The 22,281-nt window shown below is 66.3% G+C and carries 22 protein-coding genes; 21 read left to right on the top strand and 1 reads right to left on the bottom strand.

What is annotated here, in order from left to right; all coding sequences use genetic code 11:
- Window positions 1-46: 46 nt before the first annotated feature.
- The 3 genes from AB0O58_RS15355 to AB0O58_RS15345 all read left to right on the top strand — a co-directional run bounded on the left by AB0O58_RS15355 (window position 47) and on the right by AB0O58_RS15345 (window position 4,266).
- Window positions 47-2,059 (top strand): SIR2 family protein, encoded by a 2,013-nt coding sequence (locus AB0O58_RS15355; protein ID WP_366238428.1) that lies wholly within the window; start codon window positions 47-49, stop codon window positions 2,057-2,059.
- Between the two features lie 320 nt (window positions 2,060-2,379).
- Window positions 2,380-3,210, top strand: coding sequence for an SDR family oxidoreductase (locus AB0O58_RS15350; protein WP_366238427.1), 831 nt, complete (start codon window positions 2,380-2,382; stop codon window positions 3,208-3,210).
- 51 nt (window positions 3,211-3,261) lie between these two features.
- Window positions 3,262-4,266 carry a GAF domain-containing protein gene (locus AB0O58_RS15345; RefSeq protein WP_366238426.1) on the top strand — a complete coding sequence of 335 codons (1,005 nt, stop codon included), beginning with the start codon at window positions 3,262-3,264 and terminating at the stop codon, window positions 4,264-4,266.
- Window positions 4,267-4,361: 95 nt separating this feature from the next.
- On the opposite strand, the gene AB0O58_RS15340 is transcribed toward AB0O58_RS15345, so the two are convergent.
- Complete coding sequence (locus AB0O58_RS15340) at window positions 4,362-4,814, bottom strand: helix-turn-helix transcriptional regulator (protein WP_366238425.1); 453 nt, start codon at window positions 4,812-4,814, stop codon at window positions 4,362-4,364.
- Between the two features lie 1,172 nt (window positions 4,815-5,986).
- Between AB0O58_RS15340 and AB0O58_RS15335 the strand changes: the two genes are divergently transcribed.
- From AB0O58_RS15335 to AB0O58_RS15250, 18 genes are all read left to right on the top strand, one after another.
- Window positions 5,987-7,261 (top strand): hypothetical protein, encoded by a 1,275-nt coding sequence (locus tag AB0O58_RS15335; RefSeq protein WP_366238424.1) that lies wholly within the window; start codon window positions 5,987-5,989, stop codon window positions 7,259-7,261.
- Window positions 7,262-7,353: 92 nt separating this feature from the next.
- Window positions 7,354-8,232 (top strand): hypothetical protein, encoded by an 879-nt coding sequence (locus AB0O58_RS15330; RefSeq protein ID WP_366238423.1) that lies wholly within the window; start codon window positions 7,354-7,356, stop codon window positions 8,230-8,232.
- Entirely contained in the window at window positions 8,229-9,071 is an 843-nt protein-coding gene (locus AB0O58_RS15325; protein ID WP_366238422.1) for a hypothetical protein, read from the top strand. The genes AB0O58_RS15330 and AB0O58_RS15325 overlap by 4 nt, the downstream gene beginning before the upstream one ends.
- Window positions 9,072-9,288: 217 nt before the next feature.
- Window positions 9,289-10,968 (top strand): cutinase family protein, encoded by a 1,680-nt coding sequence (locus tag AB0O58_RS15320; protein WP_366238421.1) that lies wholly within the window; start codon window positions 9,289-9,291, stop codon window positions 10,966-10,968.
- A 5-nt stretch (window positions 10,969-10,973) separates the two neighbouring features.
- The gene (locus tag AB0O58_RS15315; RefSeq protein ID WP_366238420.1) at window positions 10,974-11,357 is read left to right on the top strand and encodes a hypothetical protein; all 384 of its coding nucleotides are present in this window, start codon (window positions 10,974-10,976) and stop codon (window positions 11,355-11,357) included.
- Window positions 11,354-11,941, top strand: a complete 588-nt coding sequence (locus AB0O58_RS15310; protein WP_366238419.1) for a thermonuclease family protein — start codon at window positions 11,354-11,356, stop codon at window positions 11,939-11,941. The genes AB0O58_RS15315 and AB0O58_RS15310 overlap by 4 nt, the downstream gene beginning before the upstream one ends.
- Window positions 11,942-12,004: 63 nt before the next feature.
- Window positions 12,005-13,225 (top strand): C40 family peptidase, encoded by a 1,221-nt coding sequence (locus AB0O58_RS15305; protein ID WP_366238418.1) that lies wholly within the window; start codon window positions 12,005-12,007, stop codon window positions 13,223-13,225.
- Window positions 13,222-13,800 (top strand): hypothetical protein, encoded by a 579-nt coding sequence (locus tag AB0O58_RS15300; RefSeq protein ID WP_366238417.1) that lies wholly within the window; start codon window positions 13,222-13,224, stop codon window positions 13,798-13,800. Before AB0O58_RS15305 ends, AB0O58_RS15300 begins: the two co-directional genes overlap by 4 nt.
- Window positions 13,797-14,411, top strand: a complete 615-nt coding sequence (locus tag AB0O58_RS15295) for a hypothetical protein (RefSeq protein WP_366238416.1) — start codon at window positions 13,797-13,799, stop codon at window positions 14,409-14,411. The genes AB0O58_RS15300 and AB0O58_RS15295 overlap by 4 nt, the downstream gene beginning before the upstream one ends.
- Before the next feature lie 70 nt (window positions 14,412-14,481).
- Entirely contained in the window at window positions 14,482-14,805 is a 324-nt protein-coding gene (locus AB0O58_RS15290) for a hypothetical protein (RefSeq protein WP_366238415.1), read from the top strand.
- Between the two features lie 19 nt (window positions 14,806-14,824).
- The gene (locus tag AB0O58_RS15285) at window positions 14,825-15,130 is read left to right on the top strand and encodes a hypothetical protein (RefSeq protein ID WP_366238414.1); all 306 of its coding nucleotides are present in this window, start codon (window positions 14,825-14,827) and stop codon (window positions 15,128-15,130) included.
- Window positions 15,131-15,159: 29 nt separating this feature from the next.
- A complete protein-coding gene (locus tag AB0O58_RS15280) occupies window positions 15,160-15,831 on the top strand; it encodes a hypothetical protein (RefSeq protein ID WP_366238413.1) in 672 nt (223 codons plus the stop codon).
- Window positions 15,832-15,866: 35 nt separating this feature from the next.
- Entirely contained in the window at window positions 15,867-16,724 is an 858-nt protein-coding gene (locus AB0O58_RS15275) for a hypothetical protein (protein WP_366238412.1), read from the top strand.
- Window positions 16,709-18,238, top strand: a complete 1,530-nt coding sequence (locus AB0O58_RS15270; protein WP_366238411.1) for a hypothetical protein — start codon at window positions 16,709-16,711, stop codon at window positions 18,236-18,238. The genes AB0O58_RS15275 and AB0O58_RS15270 overlap by 16 nt, the downstream gene beginning before the upstream one ends.
- Before the next feature lie 75 nt (window positions 18,239-18,313).
- Entirely contained in the window at window positions 18,314-19,804 is a 1,491-nt protein-coding gene (locus AB0O58_RS15265; RefSeq protein ID WP_366238410.1) for an SCO6880 family protein, read from the top strand.
- A gap of 27 nt (window positions 19,805-19,831) precedes the next feature.
- A complete protein-coding gene (locus AB0O58_RS15260; RefSeq protein ID WP_366238409.1) occupies window positions 19,832-20,098 on the top strand; it encodes a hypothetical protein in 267 nt (88 codons plus the stop codon).
- Window positions 20,098-20,481 (top strand): helix-turn-helix transcriptional regulator, encoded by a 384-nt coding sequence (locus AB0O58_RS15255; protein ID WP_366238408.1) that lies wholly within the window; start codon window positions 20,098-20,100, stop codon window positions 20,479-20,481. Before AB0O58_RS15260 ends, AB0O58_RS15255 begins: the two co-directional genes overlap by 1 nt.
- Entirely contained in the window at window positions 20,481-22,199 is a 1,719-nt protein-coding gene (locus AB0O58_RS15250; RefSeq protein WP_366238407.1) for a hypothetical protein, read from the top strand. Before AB0O58_RS15255 ends, AB0O58_RS15250 begins: the two co-directional genes overlap by 1 nt.
- The last annotated feature ends 82 nt before the right edge of the window (window positions 22,200-22,281 follow it).

Below are 22,281 nucleotides of genomic sequence, written 5' to 3'. Positions count from 1 at the left end.
ACGCCACAGCAGCGGTTCAAGCGGCCCGCTCGCTATAGTCTGAGCTATGACAGCCGCCGGCAAGGCACCTGCAACGAGTTCTGACCTATTTGTGTTCGCAGGTGCCGGCGTGTCTATGAGTGCGCCAACCAGTCTGCCGTCGTTCAACTCGATGCGCGACGCTGTGCTTACTCAGCTCGGGTTTAGGGATTACGTTCAAACCGACTGGAATGCAGATCCCTCTGCCAACCAGAAGGTTATCCGAGACATGGCTCCGGAGCCGTTTTTCGGTAGACTAATGGAAGCTGGCACCGACCTGGCACCATGGCTTCGCGATGTGCTCTCCCCAGCTGACGCTCGGGCCAACGCCGCCCATGACGTTCTTGCTGAATTGTGTGCAGCTGGGGCCAAGGTGTGGACGGTCAACTTTGACAAGTACATCGAAGATGCGGCTGCAGACTTAGGCCACGAGATCGACGTTGTTGCTTGGCCGCGACAACCCCAGCCCCACAGTGCAATCGGCGAGTTACTCAAACCGCACGGCACACTCGGCGGTAGTTTCATCATCACACCGGCCGATGTTCTTCGTCCGCTGGCCAACGAATGGCTCACTCGACTACGGGATGACCTCGCAAACAGTACACACATCGTATTTGTCGGCTACAGCGGGCGAGACGTCGATTTTCAAAATATCTGGCGCGACGTGATTACTGGGGGCCAACACATTCTGTGGTTCGATCGGCCCGGAAGCGAAACCGAACGCGAACACAAAGCGCGAGTGCTGAGACCCCTTCCCTCTGTAAGGTTCCCCGCCGCTCAACCCCATATCGGGCGGGCTGGGGAGCCCGACTACAACCCGTCCTGGGACTTCGTAAAATGGTGCCGGGACAATAGGCTCGTCTCCAATGTCGACGTGGCAAGACAAGACAGTTTGCTGGATGATAGAGCATCCCACGACGCTGCCCGCCCCCCGCGATCGGGGCGGATAGCGCGAGCTCGTTTTGCACAGACACTCGGAGACGGTCCGCGTGCCCGTCGACTCCTGTGGCGCAGCATCTGCGTTCCCGGCACCAGCAGCGTCGCTTTCAGGCTTCTGACTCAAGCGTGGCTGAACACTCCGTCTGCAACTGCGCGCGTGGCCGCGGCAGGCTGGCGGTGGATCCCGGCGGCCACGCCGCGGCTCCTGGTATGGCGCGATCGCCTCCATCATTTTCATCTGGTCCAGCGGTACGGCGTCAGCGACCACGTGACCGTCGTGAGCCACACCGACGAACTGCTCAGAACGCAGGGCGAACTGACCGATGCGCTGCGCGGCCTACGCTGGGGCTCTCAAAAGATGTTGGGCAACCACACTGACGTCATAGCCGAGGCGGGGCAGGCTGCACGTGAGAGCCGCAGTACTAACAGCGCGGTGCGGTGCGGTGCGATCTTCCATTGGTGTCACAGCCTGTTGTGGGCTGGCCGATTCGGCGAACTTCGTACAGTTTTCGAAGGCTATTTCAGACCGATCGCGATGATTACTGACACCCGGTGGATGGCTTGGGCAGACTTTATCGAGTCATGTCTGTTGTTGGCAGACAAGGACAATAGAGACGTGGCACGTGCGCTGACGCGGCTCGAGAGTGCTATCGGGCGATTTTCTGCGGAGGGTAATCGCACCGCGCTCGTCAGCCTTCGAACGGTTCAACTGACCGCGATGCGCTTGCGCAACGACACAGCGGGCTACGTTGCCCTTGCCAAGTCTCTGGAAATCGAAAATCGAACAGCCCCTATGGCGACCTTCGGCCGCCAAGCGTTGATTCTTGAACTAGCACAGGGTCTCGCCTACCGGCTCGATGGCACCGAACAAGCGCGTCAGGCTGTAGACCTACTGTGCGAGAGTCAATTTCCCGTCCACGCCGTCGTCGCCAGCGCGCTTCGTGGGCAGCTCGAACCCAATGCGGGGCGGTCTGAGAAATACTTGAGGCGGGCCCGCGAAGCGGCCCAGAACAATGAACTGACCAGCATCGTGGCGTTCTGCGACACCTTGCTCAGCCTGCCTCACGAAGCGCGCGGCTCGATCGAGTTGATCTTTCCCTGAGCAGTACACGACGACTCTAGAGCGTCATCTATGCAGGTGTACCAGCGACGTACTGCCTGTTGCATCTGGCCAGGAGAAATGGCGTGCCCATGGGGGGGTGAAGGACATCCGCGACGAACACCCGGCAGTTGCCGAACTAGGCCAACCGGTAGAGCCGCGTCCCGACTAGATTTGGCCCGACCCAGGGAACGTGACCGGCTATCGGCGCTACACATTCGATACAAACCGAAGTACAGACCAACTGGTTGCTAGCGCGACCGCAAGCCGTTCGTTACTGTGCCTAGTTACCAAAGGCAGCGAGGTGCGGGAGGCGCGGTCAGATGCCAGGGCCATGGAAGGCAGCAGTTACCGGCGCAGGTTCGGGCGTGGGCCGCGAGATCGCCTTGCAACTAGCACGACACAATTGGTCACTCGCGCTCGCCGACAAGAACTACGACGCTCTCCTCGACACACAGTCCCGATGTGCTGCCACGACGGAGATCGCACGCGCGACCCGTGTCGACGTCGCCAATCGCAACGAGATCGACTCGTGGGCAGCATCTTCAAGCAAAGCACTCGACGGTCTTGATGCGGTCTTCAACGTCGCAGGCGTTCTTTACAGCGGCGACGTCATCGACACTCCTCCAGCCGACTTCGATCTCGTGATGGCGACCAACTTCGAGAGTGTGGTGATTAGCTCTCGGGCCTTCCTTACAGACATCCTGAAATCGCGCCGAGGTCGAATTGTGAACGTCTCATCAGCATTCGGGTTCATGTCCGCACCGGGCTATTCGGCCTATAACTCTTCAAAATTTGCTGTCCGCGGCTTCACCGAAGCGTTGAACCAGGAGCTGCGGCTGGCATCACGAACCGCCCGCGCGACGTGCGTCATCCCCGGCGGACTAAAGACATCGATCGCCAGGACAGCACGGTCCGCACCCAGCGTCGACCAGGCCCGCACCGCCGAGCTCTTCGACCGCCGCATAGCCCGAACCGCCCCCGAAGATGCTGCTCGAAAGATCATTGCGGGAGCGTGGAAAGGCAAGTCGCAAGTGATAGTGGGGCAGGACGCCCGCCTCGTGGACGTAACCACACGGGTGCTCGGCCCTCATTACACGCAGATCCTTCCTGCACTGCAGGCACTGCGAAGGCACTGCGAAGGCACTGACTAACCACAGCCCATAGACAATCCACAAACAAGACCTGCGGGGGGTCGGTCAACGATGTCGAACAATTGGATCTTGATAGAGACTTTCGGTGAAGCGGAGCCGTCCGTTATCGGGCTTGGGTCGTCGCCGAAGAGCTTCGTCCCACTCCAAAAGCTCTTTCGGAGCGCGTCGAGCCGTGACGATGCTCGGGCTGCGACAGCCGAGGTGCTCTCTGGCGGGTCTCCCCTGGACGGACGGTCCCGCGATGGCCACAGACGTGTACTTGCAGAACCCCTTCGGACTTTCGCTGGCCACATCCACGGAGTGTGGCTGTGGCTCGGCCGCCACGAGGAGACACCACCTCCACGGGATGCCGCTGGGGCGTGGCAATTCAATCTGACCAGCAGTACCGCGAGTGGTAGCGACGACCTCCTCGACCTTTATCGCGTGCCGGAAGCCGAGCGCGAAACTCAGCGTGCACTCGCAGGTGCCTTCACCCGGCTCGTTACGAATCGCGACGAGAGCGAGGCAATGGCCAAGATCGTGCACTCTGCGCCTGGAACGATTCATCAGGCCGTCTGGACTGTACGCAGAGACGATGGGGAACTTCGAGCAGCACACTTCTCTTGTCGAATGATTCGCGAAAACACCACTGCAGGTGATCAAGTCATCCTTCGCGGAATCACTCACGACATCGGCCCCGCAGGAGAAATCAGCACTGCTCCCCCACCCACGATCCTCGAGCACCGCGTCCTGGAGGCATCTACCAAGGATGGTGAGTTTCGGGCACTTGTGAATCTCCGGACGCTAAACTTGTTGCGTTGGTACAACTCTGAACCGCCGCCGAATATTTGCTGGGAGAACCTTCCCCATCAACCGGCACCGGCAATCCATCCGGACGACTTACCAATTGCGAAGCAGATGTCCAACGCTCTAGCACGCGAACGAACTAGCGGAGTTCTCCGATTCAGAGCGCTCGACGGCGGGTGGAAGCCGATGCACTTGGACGGCGTTCTAGTGTCACTCGATCAGCACACCACAGCCGCGCTCGTGACACTGACCGAGCTTGAGAGAGACTGAAATTGTTCTCAGACTCGCGCGGACCTACAAGGACCGGAGTGGACTGACCGCGGCCGATCGGGCCGATGCGGGAGTGCGTTTATAAGTTGCGTTTTTTACAATGCCTGCGCGCGTGTCGAGCGGGCATCCCGAGTCCTCCGCCACGCAGCGGCCACGGTTTGAGTCGTCACACCGTACGCGCGGGCAAGCAACTCGACACGTTCCTCTGTCTCGGGCTTCCTTCCATGTTCAATGTCAGCGAGAACGGTAGTCGACACCCCGATTTGCTGAGCAGCGTCACCCTGCGACAACGCTGCATGAACTCTCAGGTCGGACAACTTGAGCTGCGCCTCGGGAATCGGAACCAACGCCGCGACAGATGTTCGCAGGGCTTTCGCAATTCGACCAAGAGTCGCAGGAGGTGGAGTCGAGCGCCCCGTTTCCCACGTCGATACGGCCTGCCTAGTCGCGCCCACTTTCGCCGCGAGGTCGTCAGCACTGAACCCCGCACGTACCCGTAGCTCGCGTAAACGGTCAGCGCGGAACCCACGAACTCCGCTTCGCGGCACTGTCCCAACTTCCTGTCGACCTTCCAAGACAGTCCCATCTTCCTCGATCCACCAAGACCTCGAACTGTTGAGAGTTTTATAGTTGCGCGTTACTGTTGCGCGTATGCGCTCATTCGATTTGAGTTACACCAAGCTGAAGCGATTGCGCGGTGCACCAAACCTGTTCTACAGTCCTGATGCGCGCCCAAAAGGGATTCCTCGGTGCTTGTCGATCTCGGCACTGCTTGTAGCGCGGGACATCAGGACGGTCTGCTCCCAGGTTCCGTCCGATCATTCCTGTCGGGAGTTCTACATGTTCGCGTCCACCCTTGCCGCACCGCAGTTGCTGCCTACTGCTGAGCCCAGTGTTCGCAATCGTCGAAGTTCAGCATTGGGCCAATACGGACGAGGTGCGACGGCATGCGCATTTGACCGACATTCCCCCTCTCGCCGAGGTTACGGGGGCGAACCAAAGTGAGTGCCGCCCGGAATGCGATTGAGCCAAATCCTCTCGCACAGCGTCAGTTCTGCCCGGCAATCGTCACGAATCGGACACATGGCGACTTGATTGCGTGCTCGCTCGACCACGGTCACTCCGGTCGCCACCAATTCATCGGCGACGACGGAGCCCTGCTAGCCGAGTGGGGTCCACCCACATCCCGCAACGAGCGATCCATTCCTACCCATAAGCCTTAGACCTGGCAGCGCAGACTGCAACCCGATCCGAGTGGGCTTTCGCTGATAGTCCCACTCGTGAGTTACAGGAACTCCCCGACGTCCTGTAGCTCGACCGGTGGACCGGCGCGAGGGTCGCGCAGCGAGCGCATTTCATCATGTTCAGTGCTGCGCGACCCCGCCGGGACATCACCCTCCGATCTGATACCCGTTCTCACAGAGAGGATCTCGACTAGTGCCGTTTTTCTTGCAGTGGATTCTTTTCGTCCAGTCGCTTCAGTCGTATCTCGGGAAGTAGTGGCGGTGCTGGTGGGGGTGGTATCGGAAGTCTCATACCTTCCGATCCCACTTCCAACGGCCACCGGAATCCACTGTGCAATAGCTCGATTCGCCCGCATCACCCCTCGACTACACACCACATGCTGTCCCAACTCAGTGAGCTCATCCGGGTCGTCAGCTGTCCATCGAAAGGAAGAATGTTGAAGAACAACAACAACTCTCGTGGGAGGCATCGCCGTGTGGCGACTGCCTCGCGCTCCGCGCTGGTGGCCACGGCCACGGTGGCGGTAGCAGCCGCGTTCGCAGGTCCCGCGTTCGCTGACGAGGTGCAGCCTGGACTGTCTACGACGACTCCGGGTCAGCCGGGTTTGTCCACGACCGCTCCAACGGCACCAGTCGAGCCGGAGGGCGGGTTCATTCCCGGCTACACCTCGACGCCGGATGTGCAGTGGCAGTCGCCGCGTACGGTCGACGATTACAAGCAGGGTCGGCAGCAGCGTTCGGTGCAGCCGGCGTACTACGAGGAAACAACTCCGTCGGCTCCTCCGACCGTGCAAGCGCCCCCGGCCCTACAGGCCGCTCCCGAGCCGCCGCCGGTCCCGACGGTGCAGCGCACCCGAATTGCTCCGATCGAGACGCCCGAAGGCAACTACATCCTCGTCGGCGCGGACCCGGTCCCGTACGACCCGAACCTGCTCGATCCGCGCCTTGCTCGCCAGATCAGTAACACCGGCCAGGACCTGCAGGCCCGGGGCGGCAACTGGTTGGTGGACAACGGATTTGCCGACGCCCCTCGCGCTGACAGGATCGCCGCAGGTACAGCGACCGGTGCTGTCGTCGGTGGTGTGACCGGATTCGGTCTGGCTCTGGGCCCGGCCGCGGGCATCACTGTCGGCGGTGCCGCGATCGGTGGCCTGGCCGGTCTGGCCGCGACCACCGCAGCCACTCCCGCGGTGATCTTCGCCGGGCCATTGGGCTACATCTTCGTCCCCGGTGCCGCTGCGCTGGCAGGGGCCGGCGTCGGAGCGGCCATCTCCACTCCGCTCGTCCTCAGCTCCACTGCCGCCGGCGCGGTGGTCGGCGGTCTGATCGGTGCCGGCCTCGCCGGTGGACAGGCCGAAACCATCACCGAACCGGCACCCGCACCGGCGGTGGTTCCCCCGGCCGCGGACAGCGTCCCGACCATCCCGCCCGCCGCAACGGTCGATCTCCCCGGAGCAGTCGGGCAGGTTCGCGACACCCTCGCGGCCGATCCGAACGGCCGCCAGGTTCTCGCGGCCGTCGACACCGCCGCTGCGAACGCCGCGCCGATCGTCGACAAAGCCGTCGACGATGCGTCGGTGTGGGCCGCACCTGCCGTCGAAGCGGCGCAGGGCTTCACCTCCAAGGCCCTCGAGCAGCCCGCCGTGGCACAGACCGTCGCGGCCGCGCAGTCCGCAGCAGCTCCCGTTCTCGACCAGGCCAACAAGGCCGTGAGCGACGCGCTGGCTGCATTCGCACCCGTCCCGGCCTGACCGATCGGGCACGACCGGCCACCACCGGTCGTGCCCGATACCCGGCCACCGCCCCACCCACACAGACCTTTCGAGAAAGGAGGACACCGCAGATGGCTGTCTCCAATACCGACGACGACCAGTGGTTCGCCCCGCTGCCCGCCGAGTCGAGCCCTCCGACATCGCAGCGGCCCGACGCCTCCGAGCCGTCGACGCTCCCTACAGCCCCGCCGCGGGCCTACTCCGATCTCGACCAGCCCGCCGATCGTGGCGGACGAGTTCTCACCCTGCCGGCGTCGACGCCGGCCGTACCGCCGTGGCAGGCCGTGCTCGACGCCGCCGCGCCCACCACCGTGCAGAGCGCACCCGACACCGCCTCGGCCGTGACATCCGGCCCGTCGACGCCGCGGGAGAGCTGGCTGCGACGCAATCGCGCCGCTCTCGCGGTGACCGGATCACTGGCCGCGATCGCAACGCTGGCCACGACCGGCGTTCTCGTACTCACCGGCCCCGACGAGGCACCGTCTCCCGTCGCCGCGCCGCACCTCCTCGACCACTCCGAGACCGCCGCACCCACGACCACCACGGCCCCGACGACGACCGCCCCGAAGGTGCTCACCGCGGCCGAGTGGTGCGCGCAGCAGACCGGTGGCCAGCACGCATCCGCGGATTCCCCGGACCCGGAGCTGGCCGTCATCGGCCGCATCGAGGACGCCTACTACCTCTCCCGCGACATGGCCGCCGTCAACGCTCAACTCGCACCGGGAGTGACGGTCAAACCCGACGAATTCGCTGCCGCGATCGCCGCCATCCCCGCCGGGACCGATCACTGCGTCCTGACCACTCCGCTGGGCCCCTCGCAGTACCGAGTGACGCTGATCGAGCGCCGCCCCGGCGGCGAGCAGAAGCGGTTTGCCTCCGCCATGACCACCCAACGCACTCCCGACGGCACCAGCGCCGTCATCACCGCGATCGGTAGGGCCCCTGAATGACCGAATCCAGCACGGACCCCGGATATCTGGCGTGGCTGACTCCCGCCACCGAGAGCGACGAGAGCCCAGCACCCGAGCCTGCTGCTCCTACCGCGCCCCGTCCCGACACCGGTGCGTCCGACGACCCGGTGGTGGTCGTGGTCGCCGGTGCCCACGGCGGATCCGGTGCCACCGTGGCCACGGTGCTCCTGGCATTGATCGCTGCCTCGGACAGCACCTCGCCCGTGATCGCCCTCGACGGAACACCCGTCGGCGGCGACCTGTCCACCCGCGCCCCCGCAGGACAGCGTTACCCCACCTACTGGCAGGACTGGTTCGTCGGTGACAGCGGAGTACCGGCCGCCCTACCCGAGACCGGCTGGTGCGCCATCGCCCGCGATCGGACACTGGCAGAACAACACTCACCACTGGCAGATGCGGTAGCGGCGCTCCGTGCGATGGGTCGGTCGGTGATCGTCGACGCCGGCGCATCGGTGGGTTCACCGTGGTTCGAGGCCGTGGCGGATCTTGCCGACCACATCGTGGTCACCATCGACGACCGAGCAGGAGCGGCGAACGCGGCCCGCCCGGTCCTGTCCATGCTGCGCCAACGCCTCGGAGCCTCGCAGATGGGGCACGCCGTCCAACTTCTGGTCACCTCACAGCGTCCCGGGGTCGACCACGTCACCGGCCCGCTGACCGAGGCGCTCGCCGGCCGGGTCGCCGGGGTGCACCACCTGCCCTACGACCCGGAGATCGCAGCAGGGATCGAGATCGACCCCGCTCTGCTGTCGAGCTCGTCGTTCGCCGCAGCGCACACCGTGCACACCCGCACTCACCCGAAGGCCGAGCAGCGATGACCAACCCCAGCCGCCTCTCGTACAGAAGCGCCCCACCCGGTTATCGCACCGGCACAGCTCGGCCGACGCCCCGTCCGTGGCCGGACGCGCCTGCTCCTGCGGTCCCACGCACCGCCGTTCCCAGTGAGACCGAACGCATCCATCGACTGTTGTTCAGCGACTACCGAACTGCCGACAACACAACAGATTTCACGCTCACCGACGGACGGAGAACCCGATGACCACCACAGCCCCACCCCGCGGACATGCCAGGACCCGACTGGCGATCACCGCTACCGCGGCCGCCCTCTCGGCCGCGGTGACGATCGCTACCGCCGGAGTCGCACATGCCCAACCAGCACAACCTGATTCGGTCAGCTGCGATGTTCTGCACGTCTTCGGTTGGCAGGGCACCGGCGAATCGGGTGATGCCGCCGAGACCGACCTCGATACCGGATTCCTCGGCACAGCGATCACCATCCCCCTGCGCACGGCCGCCGACCACGCCGACGAGATCGGCCGCACGCTGATCCCCTACGCCGCGAGCTTCGGCGGCAAACCCGGCGACAGCACCAACCTCCCCTACACACAGTCCATTGCAGACGGCTTGGAGTCCGGATCGAAATTCCTCGCCGACTACGCCGCCCGCTGCCCCGGATCACCGGTCGCCCTGGCCGGCTACTCACAAGGGGCACAGGTCGCCTCCGAAATCGCCCGCCTCATCGGATCCGGGAAGGGGCCGATCCCCGCCAAGGACGTCGCCGCAGTCGCACTGTTCTCCGACCCGACCCGCCCCGCCTCGTCGCCGGTGTTCCCGGGCTCCAAGACCCCGAACCAGCCGACCCCGCCTCCCGGGGTCCCCGCCGATGACCTCGACGGCCTGACGGTGACCGCGGCGGCCGCAGACGGCGGCGGCATCGCCCCCACCATCGGCGTCGCATCGGCGTCCGGATCGACCGGCAGCTCCGCCACACAACCCGGATCCTCGAGCAGTACCGCCACGTTCGGGCAGCTCTCGGGCCGAGTCGCACAGTTCTGCACCCCCGGGGATCTCGCGTGCTCGATGCCCGCCAAGTCGACCATCGCATCGACCGTCACCAACATCGCCGGTCAACTGCACCTGCAGGAGCAGGACCCGCAGCAGACCCTCATCGACCTCGCCGGCGCAGTCGGCGGAGCCTCGCTGCGCACCGCCGCCGACGTGGTCACCAACGACGTCGACTTCAAGAACGGAAAGTTCACCGTCTCCAGCGGCGGCAAGACCGTCCTGGGCCGGTTGGCGGAGAACTCCGCTCCCGCCTCGGACACCCCCGATGCCGACGCGAAGATCATCCGCGCCGTCGTCAAGGCCGGTGTGATGGGCCTGGGCGCGGCGGTGACCGTCGCGAAGAAAGTCCTCACCCCCGCCACGATCACCGAACTGGCCACCGTGGGCCTGTCCAACCCTCCGGTCGCTCTCGCATCGCTCGGAGCCAAGGTAGGTGCCGCGGTCGTCGACCTGTTCCCGCCGGCCACCATCTCCTCGGTGCAGCGCAAGATCTACCACGAGATCACCCAGGGAGTCGAGGAGAACCAGGGCCTGTTGACGCTGGCCACCGACGTCCGCTACTGGGACACCGTGCGCCTGCACGGCACCTACGATCAGGTTCCGGTCACCGACAACGGTGAGACTCCGGCGAAGTTCACCGTCGAATGGTTCTCCCGCCTCGCATCCGCCCTCGCATCCGGTGACAGCGCGACCGCCTCGTCGACGCCGGGCAGCTCGACACCGGGCAGCTCGACACTGCCGACCACGGCCACTCCGCGTACCTCCCCGACTCTGCCGCAGGCCTCGGGCAGCGCCACGTCCCGGACGTTGCCGACCCTCGCCCCTCTGACCACCGCCCCGATGACCACCACCGCGGGCAGCGAGGAGTGACCGCCATGTCCACAGTCCCGGTTCCACACTCGGAGTTCACCTCCCACGACCGCGCCCGTGCACTGGTCGCGCTCGCGACCGTCGCTGTGACGTGGTGGCTGGCCTGGTCGGTTCCGATCGCAGAGTGGGCACTGCCTGACTCGACCGTTGCCGACGATCGGGTCGCGCCGACCACCGATGTGATCGCGCAAGGGTGGTGGGCGGTCATCGTCATCAACTTCGCGCTGACCATCGGAAGCGTTATCACCGTCTACCTCGACTACACCCGGGGTCGTCGGTGGAGCGTCACCGCGACGAGAAACGCGGTCGGACTGTTCTGCATCCTGGCGGTGATGTGGGCGGTCTGGACCACGTGCGTGTTCGCTGCGTCCGGGGTGCAGCCCTCGTGAGCGCCGCCGTGAGTGCGAATTCCGTTCGTCGGCAGCGCCGTTCGATCGTCGCCGTCCCGTGCGCTGCTGCCGCGATGGCAGCGCTCGTGTCGGGGTGTGTTCCCGAAACCGTGCTCGATCCGGCCGCAGCGATGCCCGCCCCCGTCTCGGGTGTGGTGGAGCGGGTCATCGACGGTGACACCGTCGATGTTCGGCCGGCCACCGGCGGCGATCCGGTGCGCGTGCGGGTCCTCGGTATCGACACTCCCGAGACCGTCGACCCGGATGCACCGGTGGGGTGCTGGGGCCCGGAAGCGAGCACCTGGGCTCACCAACTGCTCGATCACGCCACTGTCACCCTCACCGGTGACCCGGCTCTGATCTCCGACCACGACCGCTACGGCCGCCTGCTGCGCTACGTGGTGTTGCCCGATGGGCGTAACTACAGCGTCGTCGCCGCAGAGTCCGGGATGGCCCGCGCGTACGTCTTCGGCGATCAGCGACTGAGCGAGGCCGCGAACATCACTGCCGCACAGGCGAATGCACAAACCACCGGTGTCGGTCTGTGGGGTGCGCCGTGCTACGGCCGAGCCACCCCGAGCTGACAGACGCCCGCACGATTGCCCCTCCGACCGTCCACACCACCACCGAGTAAGGAATCGACCCTCATGTCCGGTAGCAGCACTGGCTCGGACGCCGCGACGAAGATCGTCGCCGGCGTCGCCGCGGTGCTGATCGCTGTCGTGATCTCGGTGGTGGTGCTGTTCGTGTCCTCCGGCTCGGACTGCGTGGTCCCCGGCGGGGAGGCGTCCGGCCAGGTCGGAGCAACCGACGGCAGCGGCACCGCCGGTCTGAACGAGAAACAGCTCGCCATCGCCAAGCAGACCGTCGCCATCGGTGAGGCGATGGGTGTACCGGAGCAGGGCATCATCGTCGCCCTCGCGACCGAGTCGCAGGAGTCGACGTTCCGGATGCTCGCCAACTCCAACGTGCCGGATTCACTGAACTACCCCCACGACGCTGTCGGATCGGATCACCTGTCGGTCAACCCGTTTCAGCAGCAGGTCACCATCTGGGGCGATACCGCAACGCTGATGAACCCCGTGACCGCGAACCGCCTGTTCTATCAGCATCTGCTTGCGATACCGGGATGGGAGTCGATGCCGGTCACCGTCGCCGCGCAGACCGTCCAGGGCTCGGCGTATCCCGACGCCTACGCCGATGACGAGACCCTCGCCCGGTCTCTCTACGGCGAATTGAAAGGCGCGGGCAGTGAACTCTCGGACGCCGACAAGGCGATTCTTGCCGACGCCGGTACCTCTGCGGCATCGACGGCAGTTCCGGTCGCGGACGGCGGTTCCGGTGCCGGATGCGCGGCGTCGGTGTCGAACCCGAACGGCCCGACCTTCACCCCCGGCGGACCGTTCGGGCAGAACGTCATCGCCGCGGCGATGCGCTGGCTCGGCACGCCCTATGCGTGGGGCGGCGGCAACACCGACGGCCCCACCAATGGCATCAGCGACGGGGGCGGCGCGGCAGATGCGAACGGCGACACCGGAAAAGTCGGCTTCGACTGCTCCGGACTGACCCTGTATGCGGTGTTCCAGGCATCGGGCGGTGCGATCAGCCTGCCGCACTACACCGGCGACACCTCCAACCCCGGCCAGCTCTACGACGCACGCGGACAGGACATTCCGCTCGATCAGAAGCAGCCAGGCGATCTGATCTATTTCGGATCCGGCGGCAACACCCACCACGTCGGGATCTTCTACGGCGTCGACAACGGCACCGAAATGCTCCTGAACGCACCGCAATCAGGAGACGTCGTCAAAGTCCAACCGCTGTCCGACTTTTCAGGAGAAACGATGTACGTCAGGAGATTCGGATGACACCCACCCCCACCACCCGCCGGACAGGGGCAGCGGTCCTCGTGTTGGCAGCCGGTATCGCTGTGCTCGCCGGTTGTGGAACTTCCACAACCGAGACCCCTCCCGCACCGACCAGTGCTCCCGCACCCTCGTGCACCGCCGGTGTCGACTCCGCCACCGGCGCGGACCTGTGCGACCCGGAGTCGGTGATGACCACGGCCGTGTCGGTCCTGTACTCCTACCACCCGGCCACCCAACCCCAGAAGGGCGTCGACATCGACTCCGCTGCCACGCTTCTCGACCCCGGCTACACCTCACGCCTCGGTGTCTCCTACTCCGCCCTCGCACCGGTCACCGGCAACACCTGGGAGCAGTGGAAAGCCGAGCGGGCCACGGTGCGCGCCGATGCCGCGATCGGCAGCGACGACCACCCCGCCGATACCGACACCGCCATCGCGCGGGTCGTCTCGGTGACCCAGACCGTCCACGACGCCGCCGGTGACCCCGTCTCGCAGCTGCCCACGATGGCGGTCTACACCACCGTCACCCGCACCGGGCAGGGCGGTTGGGCCGTGAGTGGGGTGAGCGTGCGATGAGCGCCGCCCACTGGCACCCCGGCGAGTCCCCGGGCCCTCGCGCCGACATCTGGCCCGGCGCAGTCCCGCGGACACCGCTGTGCGCGGAGCATCCGCTGGTGTGGCTGCTCGGCGCGCACGGCGGCGCGGCCGTCTCGTCGCTGACCGCCTCGCTCGACTGGGCCGGGAACGCCCAGCGCCGCTGGCCCTCCGGTGGCCACGCAGACTCGCCGCTGGTGGCCATCGTGGCCCGTACACACCTGTCCGGGCTCACCGCCGCGCACCGGCTGCTGATGCAGCACTACAACCGCGAGATCCCCGAGTCGATCCGACTGTTGGGTCTGATCACCGTCGCGGACACCGACCGGGCATTGAGCAGTGACCTCAAGCGCGAGCTCGACCGGGTCGAATCCCTCGCCCCGGCCGCGTGGCGGCTCGGCTGGATCGAACCCTGGCGACACATGCTGCCCGCCGACCTGCCCTCCTGGGGCCCGCGCAGCACCCTCCCTCAGGACAAGCGCACCCGCGCCGACACCACCAGAACACCGGTGGCTCCGATCCGCGACGTCCTGCACCCCGGGTTGCTCGCCGCCGCAGCAGCAGCCCTCGATGCCGGTCCACCGCCCACCTGATCACCGACCACCCGACCGGTTCGGATTCGACCGAATCCGAATCTTCATCCCCTCACCGAAGGAAACGATCATGTTGCTCACCACCCTCACCGCCGCCGTCGACCTCGCCGCCGCCGCCGACCTACAGCCGCACACCGATGTCCTGGCTCAGGTCGGACCCTCCGGCGTCGAAGCACCTCCGGGCGAGGAGAAGTACCAGACCTTGATGAACATCGCCCTGTGGGTCGCCACCGGTGTCCTCGCCTGCGTCGGCGTGTGGGCCGGAGTCAAGTTCGCCATCGGCCACCAGGACGGGACGAACTCACGCGGCCAACAGTTCGGGCTCGCGGCCGTTGCGGTCGGAGCCGTCTTCTCCGGCACCGCAACGCTTCTGGTCAACAACTTGATGTACTGACCGGACCAGGACCGACAGCATGACGATGACACTGTCCTCTGCGGCCGCCTACGCCTCGGCGTCGCTGCTCGCCGCTATCCCCACCGGCGACGAACCCCGCACCCCGCCTCCGGAAGCAACCGCACAGCTCGAGCAGATCGGCCGGTACTTCTTCTGGTTCGTCACCGGGGCGCTGGCCCTCGCCGGCGTTCTCGCCGGGGTGTATCTCGCGGTTGCCTACCACCGGCACGGCGAACTCGGCGAAGGCGAAAAACGGGTCGCCATCGTCGCGATCGCCGCCGTGATCGTCGGCACCAGCGGCGGCTGGGCACGGCTGGTCCTGTGACAACCACACCCACTTGGAGGAGAAACACCATGCAGCGCAACACCGTTCGCCGGGCCGTCGTCGGGCTCACCGCCGCCCTGGCACTGACCATCGCCGGATGCGGCTCCGACAGTGCCGATCCGGACGCCAGCAGCGACGGCGCGCAGGTCGTCGACGTCGCCGCCGCCCCGGAAGCGGTGACCTGGACTCCCTACCAAGGAATCTCGGTGCCCTACAGCAGCGTCGACGGACCCACCAGCAACACCGTCTCGGCGGCACCGACCGGATACACCCACACCCCCCAAGGCGCGGTCCTGGCCGCAATCCAAGCCCAGGCCCGGCTCGCCCTGGCCCCCGACTCGAGCTGGACACAGGTCACCTCCACACTGGTCGCCCCCGGTGCCGGACGCGACGCCTACGCCACCGCACGCGCCGGGGCGTCGATCACCACCGCCGCCGACCCGACCACGACCGCAGCGTTCGCCGGATTCCGGGTCCGTGACTACACCGACGACACAGCCGTCGTCGACATCGCCACGAGCATGCCGGGAGGGCAGCTGACCTCGGTTCCGGCGACCGTCCTGTGGCGCGGCGACGACTGGAAGCTTCTGCTTCCCGACCCGGATCCGACGGCCGCCGACGCCGATATCACTGCCCCGGCCGCCACCGATCCGGCCGAGCTGCCCTCGCTCGATGGGTTCACCGCGTTCTCCGCATCCTGATCGACCACCACCTAGCGTGAAAGGCCCTGTGCGCCATGAAGGAATCCCCGTCGCCCGAGCAGACGAACTGGCTCGACGAGCACCCGAAAGCGCGATGGCTCGCGACCTCACGAACCACCGGCATGTTCTCGCTGGCGGTGGTTCTGCTCGTGATCGCACTGGTGGTGGTCGTGTTGGTTCGTGGCCGCGGCGACGACGCTCCTACTGCTGTTCCGCCCCCGGCACCGGCGCCGATCAGCGAGAGCGCCCCGCAGCCGGTTCCCGGCGATGCCGGTGGCGGTTTCGGTCCGTCCATCGCGGACAACCTGGGTCGGGAGATCGCGGTGCCGATCAACGAACAGGGCCAGGTCCTGCCGCAGTCCGATCCCGGTGATCGCGCTCCCTTCGTGGCTGGTACCGCTGTAGCGGCACCAGCGGGCGTCAGATGGGAACGCATCGGCGCGACCGTCGCCCCCTTCTCCACCTCCGACGGGCCCACTCGGATCGAGGGCAGGCTCGCGTACGGATTCGCTCACACTCCACAGGGTGCAGCTCTGGCCGGGTGGCAGATCACCGCCCGAATGCTCCGCAGCGCAGACGATGTCCTCGAGGCCTACGCCAAGCAGGTCGTAGCCGACCCCGGGGTCGCCGAAGCCAAACTCGCCAAGCTCGAGGCCGAGGGACGCAGCGACTTTCGGTTGAACAGGCTCCCGATCTTCCCGGAAGCGTTTCAGGTCACGTCGTACACCGACGAGGTGGCGATCGTGCGATATGCCCTGCCTGCCGGAACCGGTCGGTGGACGTTGACACAACAAACCATGGTCTGGACCGCCGATGGATTCAAAGCCCGCCTCACTGCCAACGAACCCACCTTGGCGGACATCACGACGCTGACGGGATGGACGAGATGGTGACCGCCGCGTGGGGAACCACCGTGCGGCGCGTTCTGGCGGTCCTGATCGCCGTCTGCGCTCTCGCCCTCGCTGTGCCCTCCCTCGCTGCAGCTCAAGAGCCCGCCACCCCCGACACGAGCCAAGAGGAGAGCTCCGGCGACGACGGCGGTCTTTTCGATACGTGCGACACCATCACCGATTCGATCGGAGATGTCGACATCCTCCCGGGGGTGATCAGTTCCGACACCGTCTGCAAAGCAGTCGCGACCGTCGCCGATCCCGGTGCCGCAGTCGGCAAGGCCACCTCGTGGGTGGCCTCCGGCGCTGTCGGTGAAGCAGCCGAAGCGTTCCTCGAAGGCTTCGGGCAGGCGATCAACCTCATGTTCACCTGGTGGCTGAACATTCCGCTGCCCGATCTGGCGAACCCGGAATCGGTCGGCGCGTTCCACGCCTACCTGTACTGGATCAACGCCTCCCTGGTGGCGGTCTCGATCGCGGTGTCGATGGTGCGACTGGCGTTCGCCAATGCCGCCGCCCGCAACGAACGCGCAACCGAAGCGGCGAAGATGCTCACCCGCACGGTGTTCGCGACCGCGACGTTCGCCCCCGCCCTGGTGGCCCTGCATGCCGGATCGGTGGCCATGGGTCGCTGGATCGTCGACGACGCCGCCGGCGGGAACATCGCTGACGTCCTGAAAAACCTCACCGATGTCTCGAACGTCTCGGCCGAGCTGTCGGCCGGGCTGATGTTCATCTTCGGACTCCTGGGAATCCTCGGCGCACTCGTCCAGGCATTGTTCGTGGTCATCCAGTACGCGCTGCTGATCTGCGTGGTGGGGTTCCTCCCTACCGCTGCCGCCGGATCGGGCACCGCACAGGGCGATCAGGCCTACAAGAAGATGATCGGCTTCGCCGTCGCGACCGTGCTGTTCCCCGTGTTCTCCGCCGGCGTCTACGCCCTGGCGCTGTGGTCCGCCGGCGGCGACGACGCGATGAGCCGGTTGTGCGGAATGGCACTGCTCGCCCTCTCGTGCCTGTGCCTTCCGGTCCTACTCCGTCTGATCGTGCCCGCCGTCGCCGCATCCGGCGGCGCATCGGGAGCGTCCGCCCTGGCCGCGATCGGTATCGGCACCGGAGCCGCAGCGGGCGTGGCGATGAAAGCAGTGTCCTCGTCCGGATCGGGCGGAGGCGGATCGAGCATGGCCCCAGCCACCGGCGGCCGCAGCGGCGACGCCCCCACCGGAGCGCAGGCCACACCGCCACCCTCGGGATCGAGCGCAGGCGGGGCAGCGGGTCGCAGCGGCGCAGCGGGTGCATCCGGGGCCGCCGGAGCATCAGGGGCATCGGCAGCAGGTGGAGCCTCGGCCGCAGGTGGAGCAGCCGCCGCAGCAGGCCCGGTCGGCGTCGCCGCCGCCGGAGCCAAACAAGCCACCGCCGCGATCGGCAAAGGCGTCCAAGCCGTCGAAAGCGCAACCGGAGCCGCAGCCGGAGACGGCCACCGCGACGGACACGGGTCGGGCGGTCGATCCGGATGAAACACGGCCGAACACCCCCTGACAGAGCCGACCACCGACCACAACCGACAGACCACAGAGCAGGAGTGAACCGCGATGAGTAACCAGAGCGAGGAACGCACGATCCGCACCTACGCCGGGTGGTTCAACGAACGCCGTGTCTACGCGTTCGGTTTGACCCCGGTCGCCTTCGGAATCCTGGGAGCCATCGTGATCGTGACGCTGGCGATCATGTTCCTCGGCTCGGTGCTGCCAGCACTGATGGTCGGCGGTGTCGGGTTGCTGCTGTGGTTTCCACTGACGATCAACGTCGCCGGCAAGTCGGCCTACGAGGCGCTGTTTCTCAGTCGCCAATGGGGCCGCCAGCAGCGCAAGGCCCAACACATCTACCGTGCGGGCCCGCTGTCGAACCAGTCCGGCGGCCGGGCTCGGCTGCCCGGGATCGGAACGGCGATGGAACTGTGGTGGGCGCTGGACAAGTTCGGCAACCGGTTCGGGATCGTCCGGATGCTCGACACCCACCAGTACACGATGGTGCTGCGGTGCCGGGTCGGCGGCGCAGCAGGCAACGATCAGGAACTGATCGACTCGTTCGTCGGATCGTGGGCGAACTTCCTTGCCGCACTGGGCCAGATCGGCAACGTCGCCGCGATGACCGTCACCGTCGAAACCCTCCCCGAGACCGGCGAGCGGGTGCGGGCGAACATCTCCGCGATCTGCGATCCGGACGCCCCGGCCGAAGCGTTGGCGATCATGGCCGAACGCCTCGCCGCAGCCGACAACGACGGCCAGCGCGTGCACTCGCGAATCTCGATCACCTTCGACTCCACCAGCCCCGCACAGCGCAAGGACCCGATGATGGCCGCCGCCGTGATCGGCAACCAACTGCCGGTGTTCTATCAGCAGCTCGCGCACTGCAACGTCACCGCCCTCCCGATGACCGACCACGAGATCTCCGCCGTCGTACGCCGCGCCTACGCCCCCGAGCAGGAAGCAGATATCGAATCCGCCCTCACCCGTGGCGATTACGTCTGCGACTGGGCCGACGCGGGCCCGATCACCGCCGAAGAAACCAAGGACACCTACCTCCACGACGCCGGCGCATCGCGGGTCTGGGTGATGCGCACCCCGCCGTCCGGATTCCCCACCGAACGGGTCCTGGTCGGACTGCTCTCCCCGAACGCCTCGGTTCCGCGTAAGCGCATCACTTTGATCTACCGCCCCTACAGCCCCGGTGATGCGACCAAGACCGTCGAGGGAGACTTCAAATCCGCTGTCGCGAAGGTCAATACGTCACGCGGCATCGTCGCCGCCGAAGCCGAGATCGAAATCGAAGCGACCCAAGCAGCCCGGCGAGCCGAAGCACGTGGCCACGGCCTGGTGCGGCTGTCGATGGTCGTCACGGCCACCTGCCTCGACGAAGACGACCTCGACGCCCTCGAACCCGACATGAAAGCCCTCGCCGCCGGCGCGCGCCTGAACCTGCGCCCGGCCTACCGCCACCAAGCAGCGGCGTTCCTCTCCGGCCTCGGCATCGGCGTCCTGCTGCCCGATCACGCCACCATCCCCAAAACTCTGCGCGCCTGAACGCCCACCTCACCCAGGAGAATGTCGATGAACAACGAACACACATCCGGCCGACCCACATTCCTCGAAACGCTCGGCGGGAAGGCGATCCCCCTCGGCCACATCAAGGGCCACCTCGATCCCCTCACCGTGACCATCAATGGCGAGAACCGCCGCCTCGATCCACCGGTGTTCTCGACGACGAACAAAGCCGACATCGTCTCCGTGCGAGGCGATGACGAGTTCACCGACGGTGACGGGTTCATGGCCCGTGCCCTGCGGGGTCGCCGCGCTACCGAGAACGGGCCACTGTGATGGCCGATGTCGGTGCAACGTTGCTGCGGCGCAAGCCGATTGCCGATCTCCCCGATGGACACGAAGGGGACACACTCATGAACGACGGCACCAGCCGCACTCGTTCGCCGTTGAATTTGGCGTCGATCCGTCGCCGTGCCCACCTGACGCAGGCCCAGTTGGGCAGCCGATTGGGTGTCAACCAGGCCTCGATTTCCCGAACCGAACGGCAGCACGACCTGCTGTATTCGACGCTGGTCGATTACCTCGCCGGTGTGGCTGGCGATCTACCGCTGACCATCTCCGTCACGGTCGGGAACATCACCACTGTGCTGTCCGACGGTGACAACGGACGTCCGAGTCCGTTCCACGGAGCCACGTCGTCCGACGGGAAGGTGCTGTGATGGCCGGTATCGGTGGAAGGTTCATGCTGCGCAGGAAGATTGCCGATCTGACGCGGGCGAGCGAGCCGCGCCAGGCGACGTCGACTCGGGCGGTCACCGACCCGATGCGGGTGGCCCGCGAGCGTCGCCGCGCCGACGCCCGCGCACGAGCAGCCGCGGAGAAAGCCGAGGTGCGGGCCGCACGTCTGGCCCGTGACCCCTCCCGCACCGACCGCGCTCAGTACCCGTGGCGCAAGGCCGCTCCGATGCGGGCACGCGGGTTCATCGGCCGCGGTGGTGGCCGGATGGGTGTGGTGGACACCCCGCCGAGTTTCCGCGCGACAACCGATCAGGCGTGCGGGATGTGGCCGCACTACGTCGGCACCGGGCACCCGCAGATCGGCACACCCCTCGGTATCGATCCTGACACCGGCCAAAGCGTCTGCTACGACCCCATTTCCGCGGTCTACCGCGCCCGCCTGCAGAACACCCCGTCGGTGTTCCTGCTCGGCCTTCCCTCACTCGGGAAGTCGACCGTGGGCCGGATCATCGTCGGAGGTGCGATCGCCCAGGGTCAGATCCCGATCGTCCCGGCCGACCTCAAACCCGACCAAGCCAAATTGATAGAGGCCCACGGCGGCAAGGTGATCCGCCTCGGACACGGCGAAGGCCACCTCAACCCTCTCGCTGTCGGAGCTCTGGGAACCATCATTCCGCTGCTCGACGACTTCCCGGAGATCCAGCGCAAGGTCCGCGCTCAGGTCTTCCAGCGTCGACGTCGCCTGGTGTTGGGGCTGTGCGAGCTCGAACGCGGCGGAGAGCTCAACCAGAGCGAAACCAACGTCATCTCCACCGCCCTGCGCGAGCTCGACGCCGATTCACGGTTCACCGCCGAGCATCCACCGCTGCTCAAGGACCTGTTCGCGCTGATCGAGGCCGGATCGCCCGAGCTGCACCGCAAGACACTCACGCTCGGCAAGCCCGACCGCTACGCCGACAAGGTCGAACCGCTCCTCGAGACCCTGATCGCCCTGTTCGACGGCGAACTCGGCGAAGTGTTCTCCCAGCAGACCACCACCCCCATCGATGTCTCCGGTGACCGGCCGCCGGTCGGAGTGTGCGTCGACATCTCCGGCATCGGGATCGACGACCCCAAGCTCGAAGCGGCGATCATGCTCGCGTGCTGGTCCGATGCCTTCGGTGCGATCGAGGCTGCCCACGTTCTCGCGGACGCCGGGCTGCGGCCGCAGCGGCACTTCCTGGTGGTCCTCGACGAGCTGTGGCGCGTCCTAGCCGGCGGATCGCGGATGGTGCTACGCGTGGACCAGCTCACCCGCCTGACCCGCACCCTGGGCACGGCACTGATGATGATCACCCACACCGTCAAGGACCTCGAAGCTCTCGACTCCGACGTCGACATATCCCGAGCGAAGGGCTTCATCGAACGCGCGGGGGCGGTGATCGTCGGCGGACTGCCGACCACCGAGATGGACAAGCTCGATTCCATCGTGCCCTTCACCCGCCAGGACCGTGACCTGGTGGCCTCGTGGTCGACCCCGGCCGGGCACGACGACGGCGGACGCGAGATGTCCCCTCCCGGTCGCGGCAATTTCCTGCTCCGCTTCGGCACCGCCCGCAGTCCCGGTGTCCCGTTCAACACCGTCCTGACCCCCACCGAGAAGCGTCTGGACTATCACAACACCAACACCCGATTCGACAACGTCTCCCACGCGGCGTGAGCCCGAGACAGGAACGCACCCATGACAATTCAGCACTGCCTCGTCCCGTTCTCCTCCTCACCGGCGATTCCCGGCCACGACC

Origin of the sequence: Rhodococcus sp. NPDC080181 (genome assembly GCF_040702225.1) — a bacterium.
Taxonomy (GTDB): domain Bacteria; phylum Actinomycetota; class Actinomycetes; order Mycobacteriales; family Mycobacteriaceae; genus Rhodococcoides; species Rhodococcoides fascians.
This window is presented reverse-complemented; position numbering and strand designations above follow the sequence as displayed.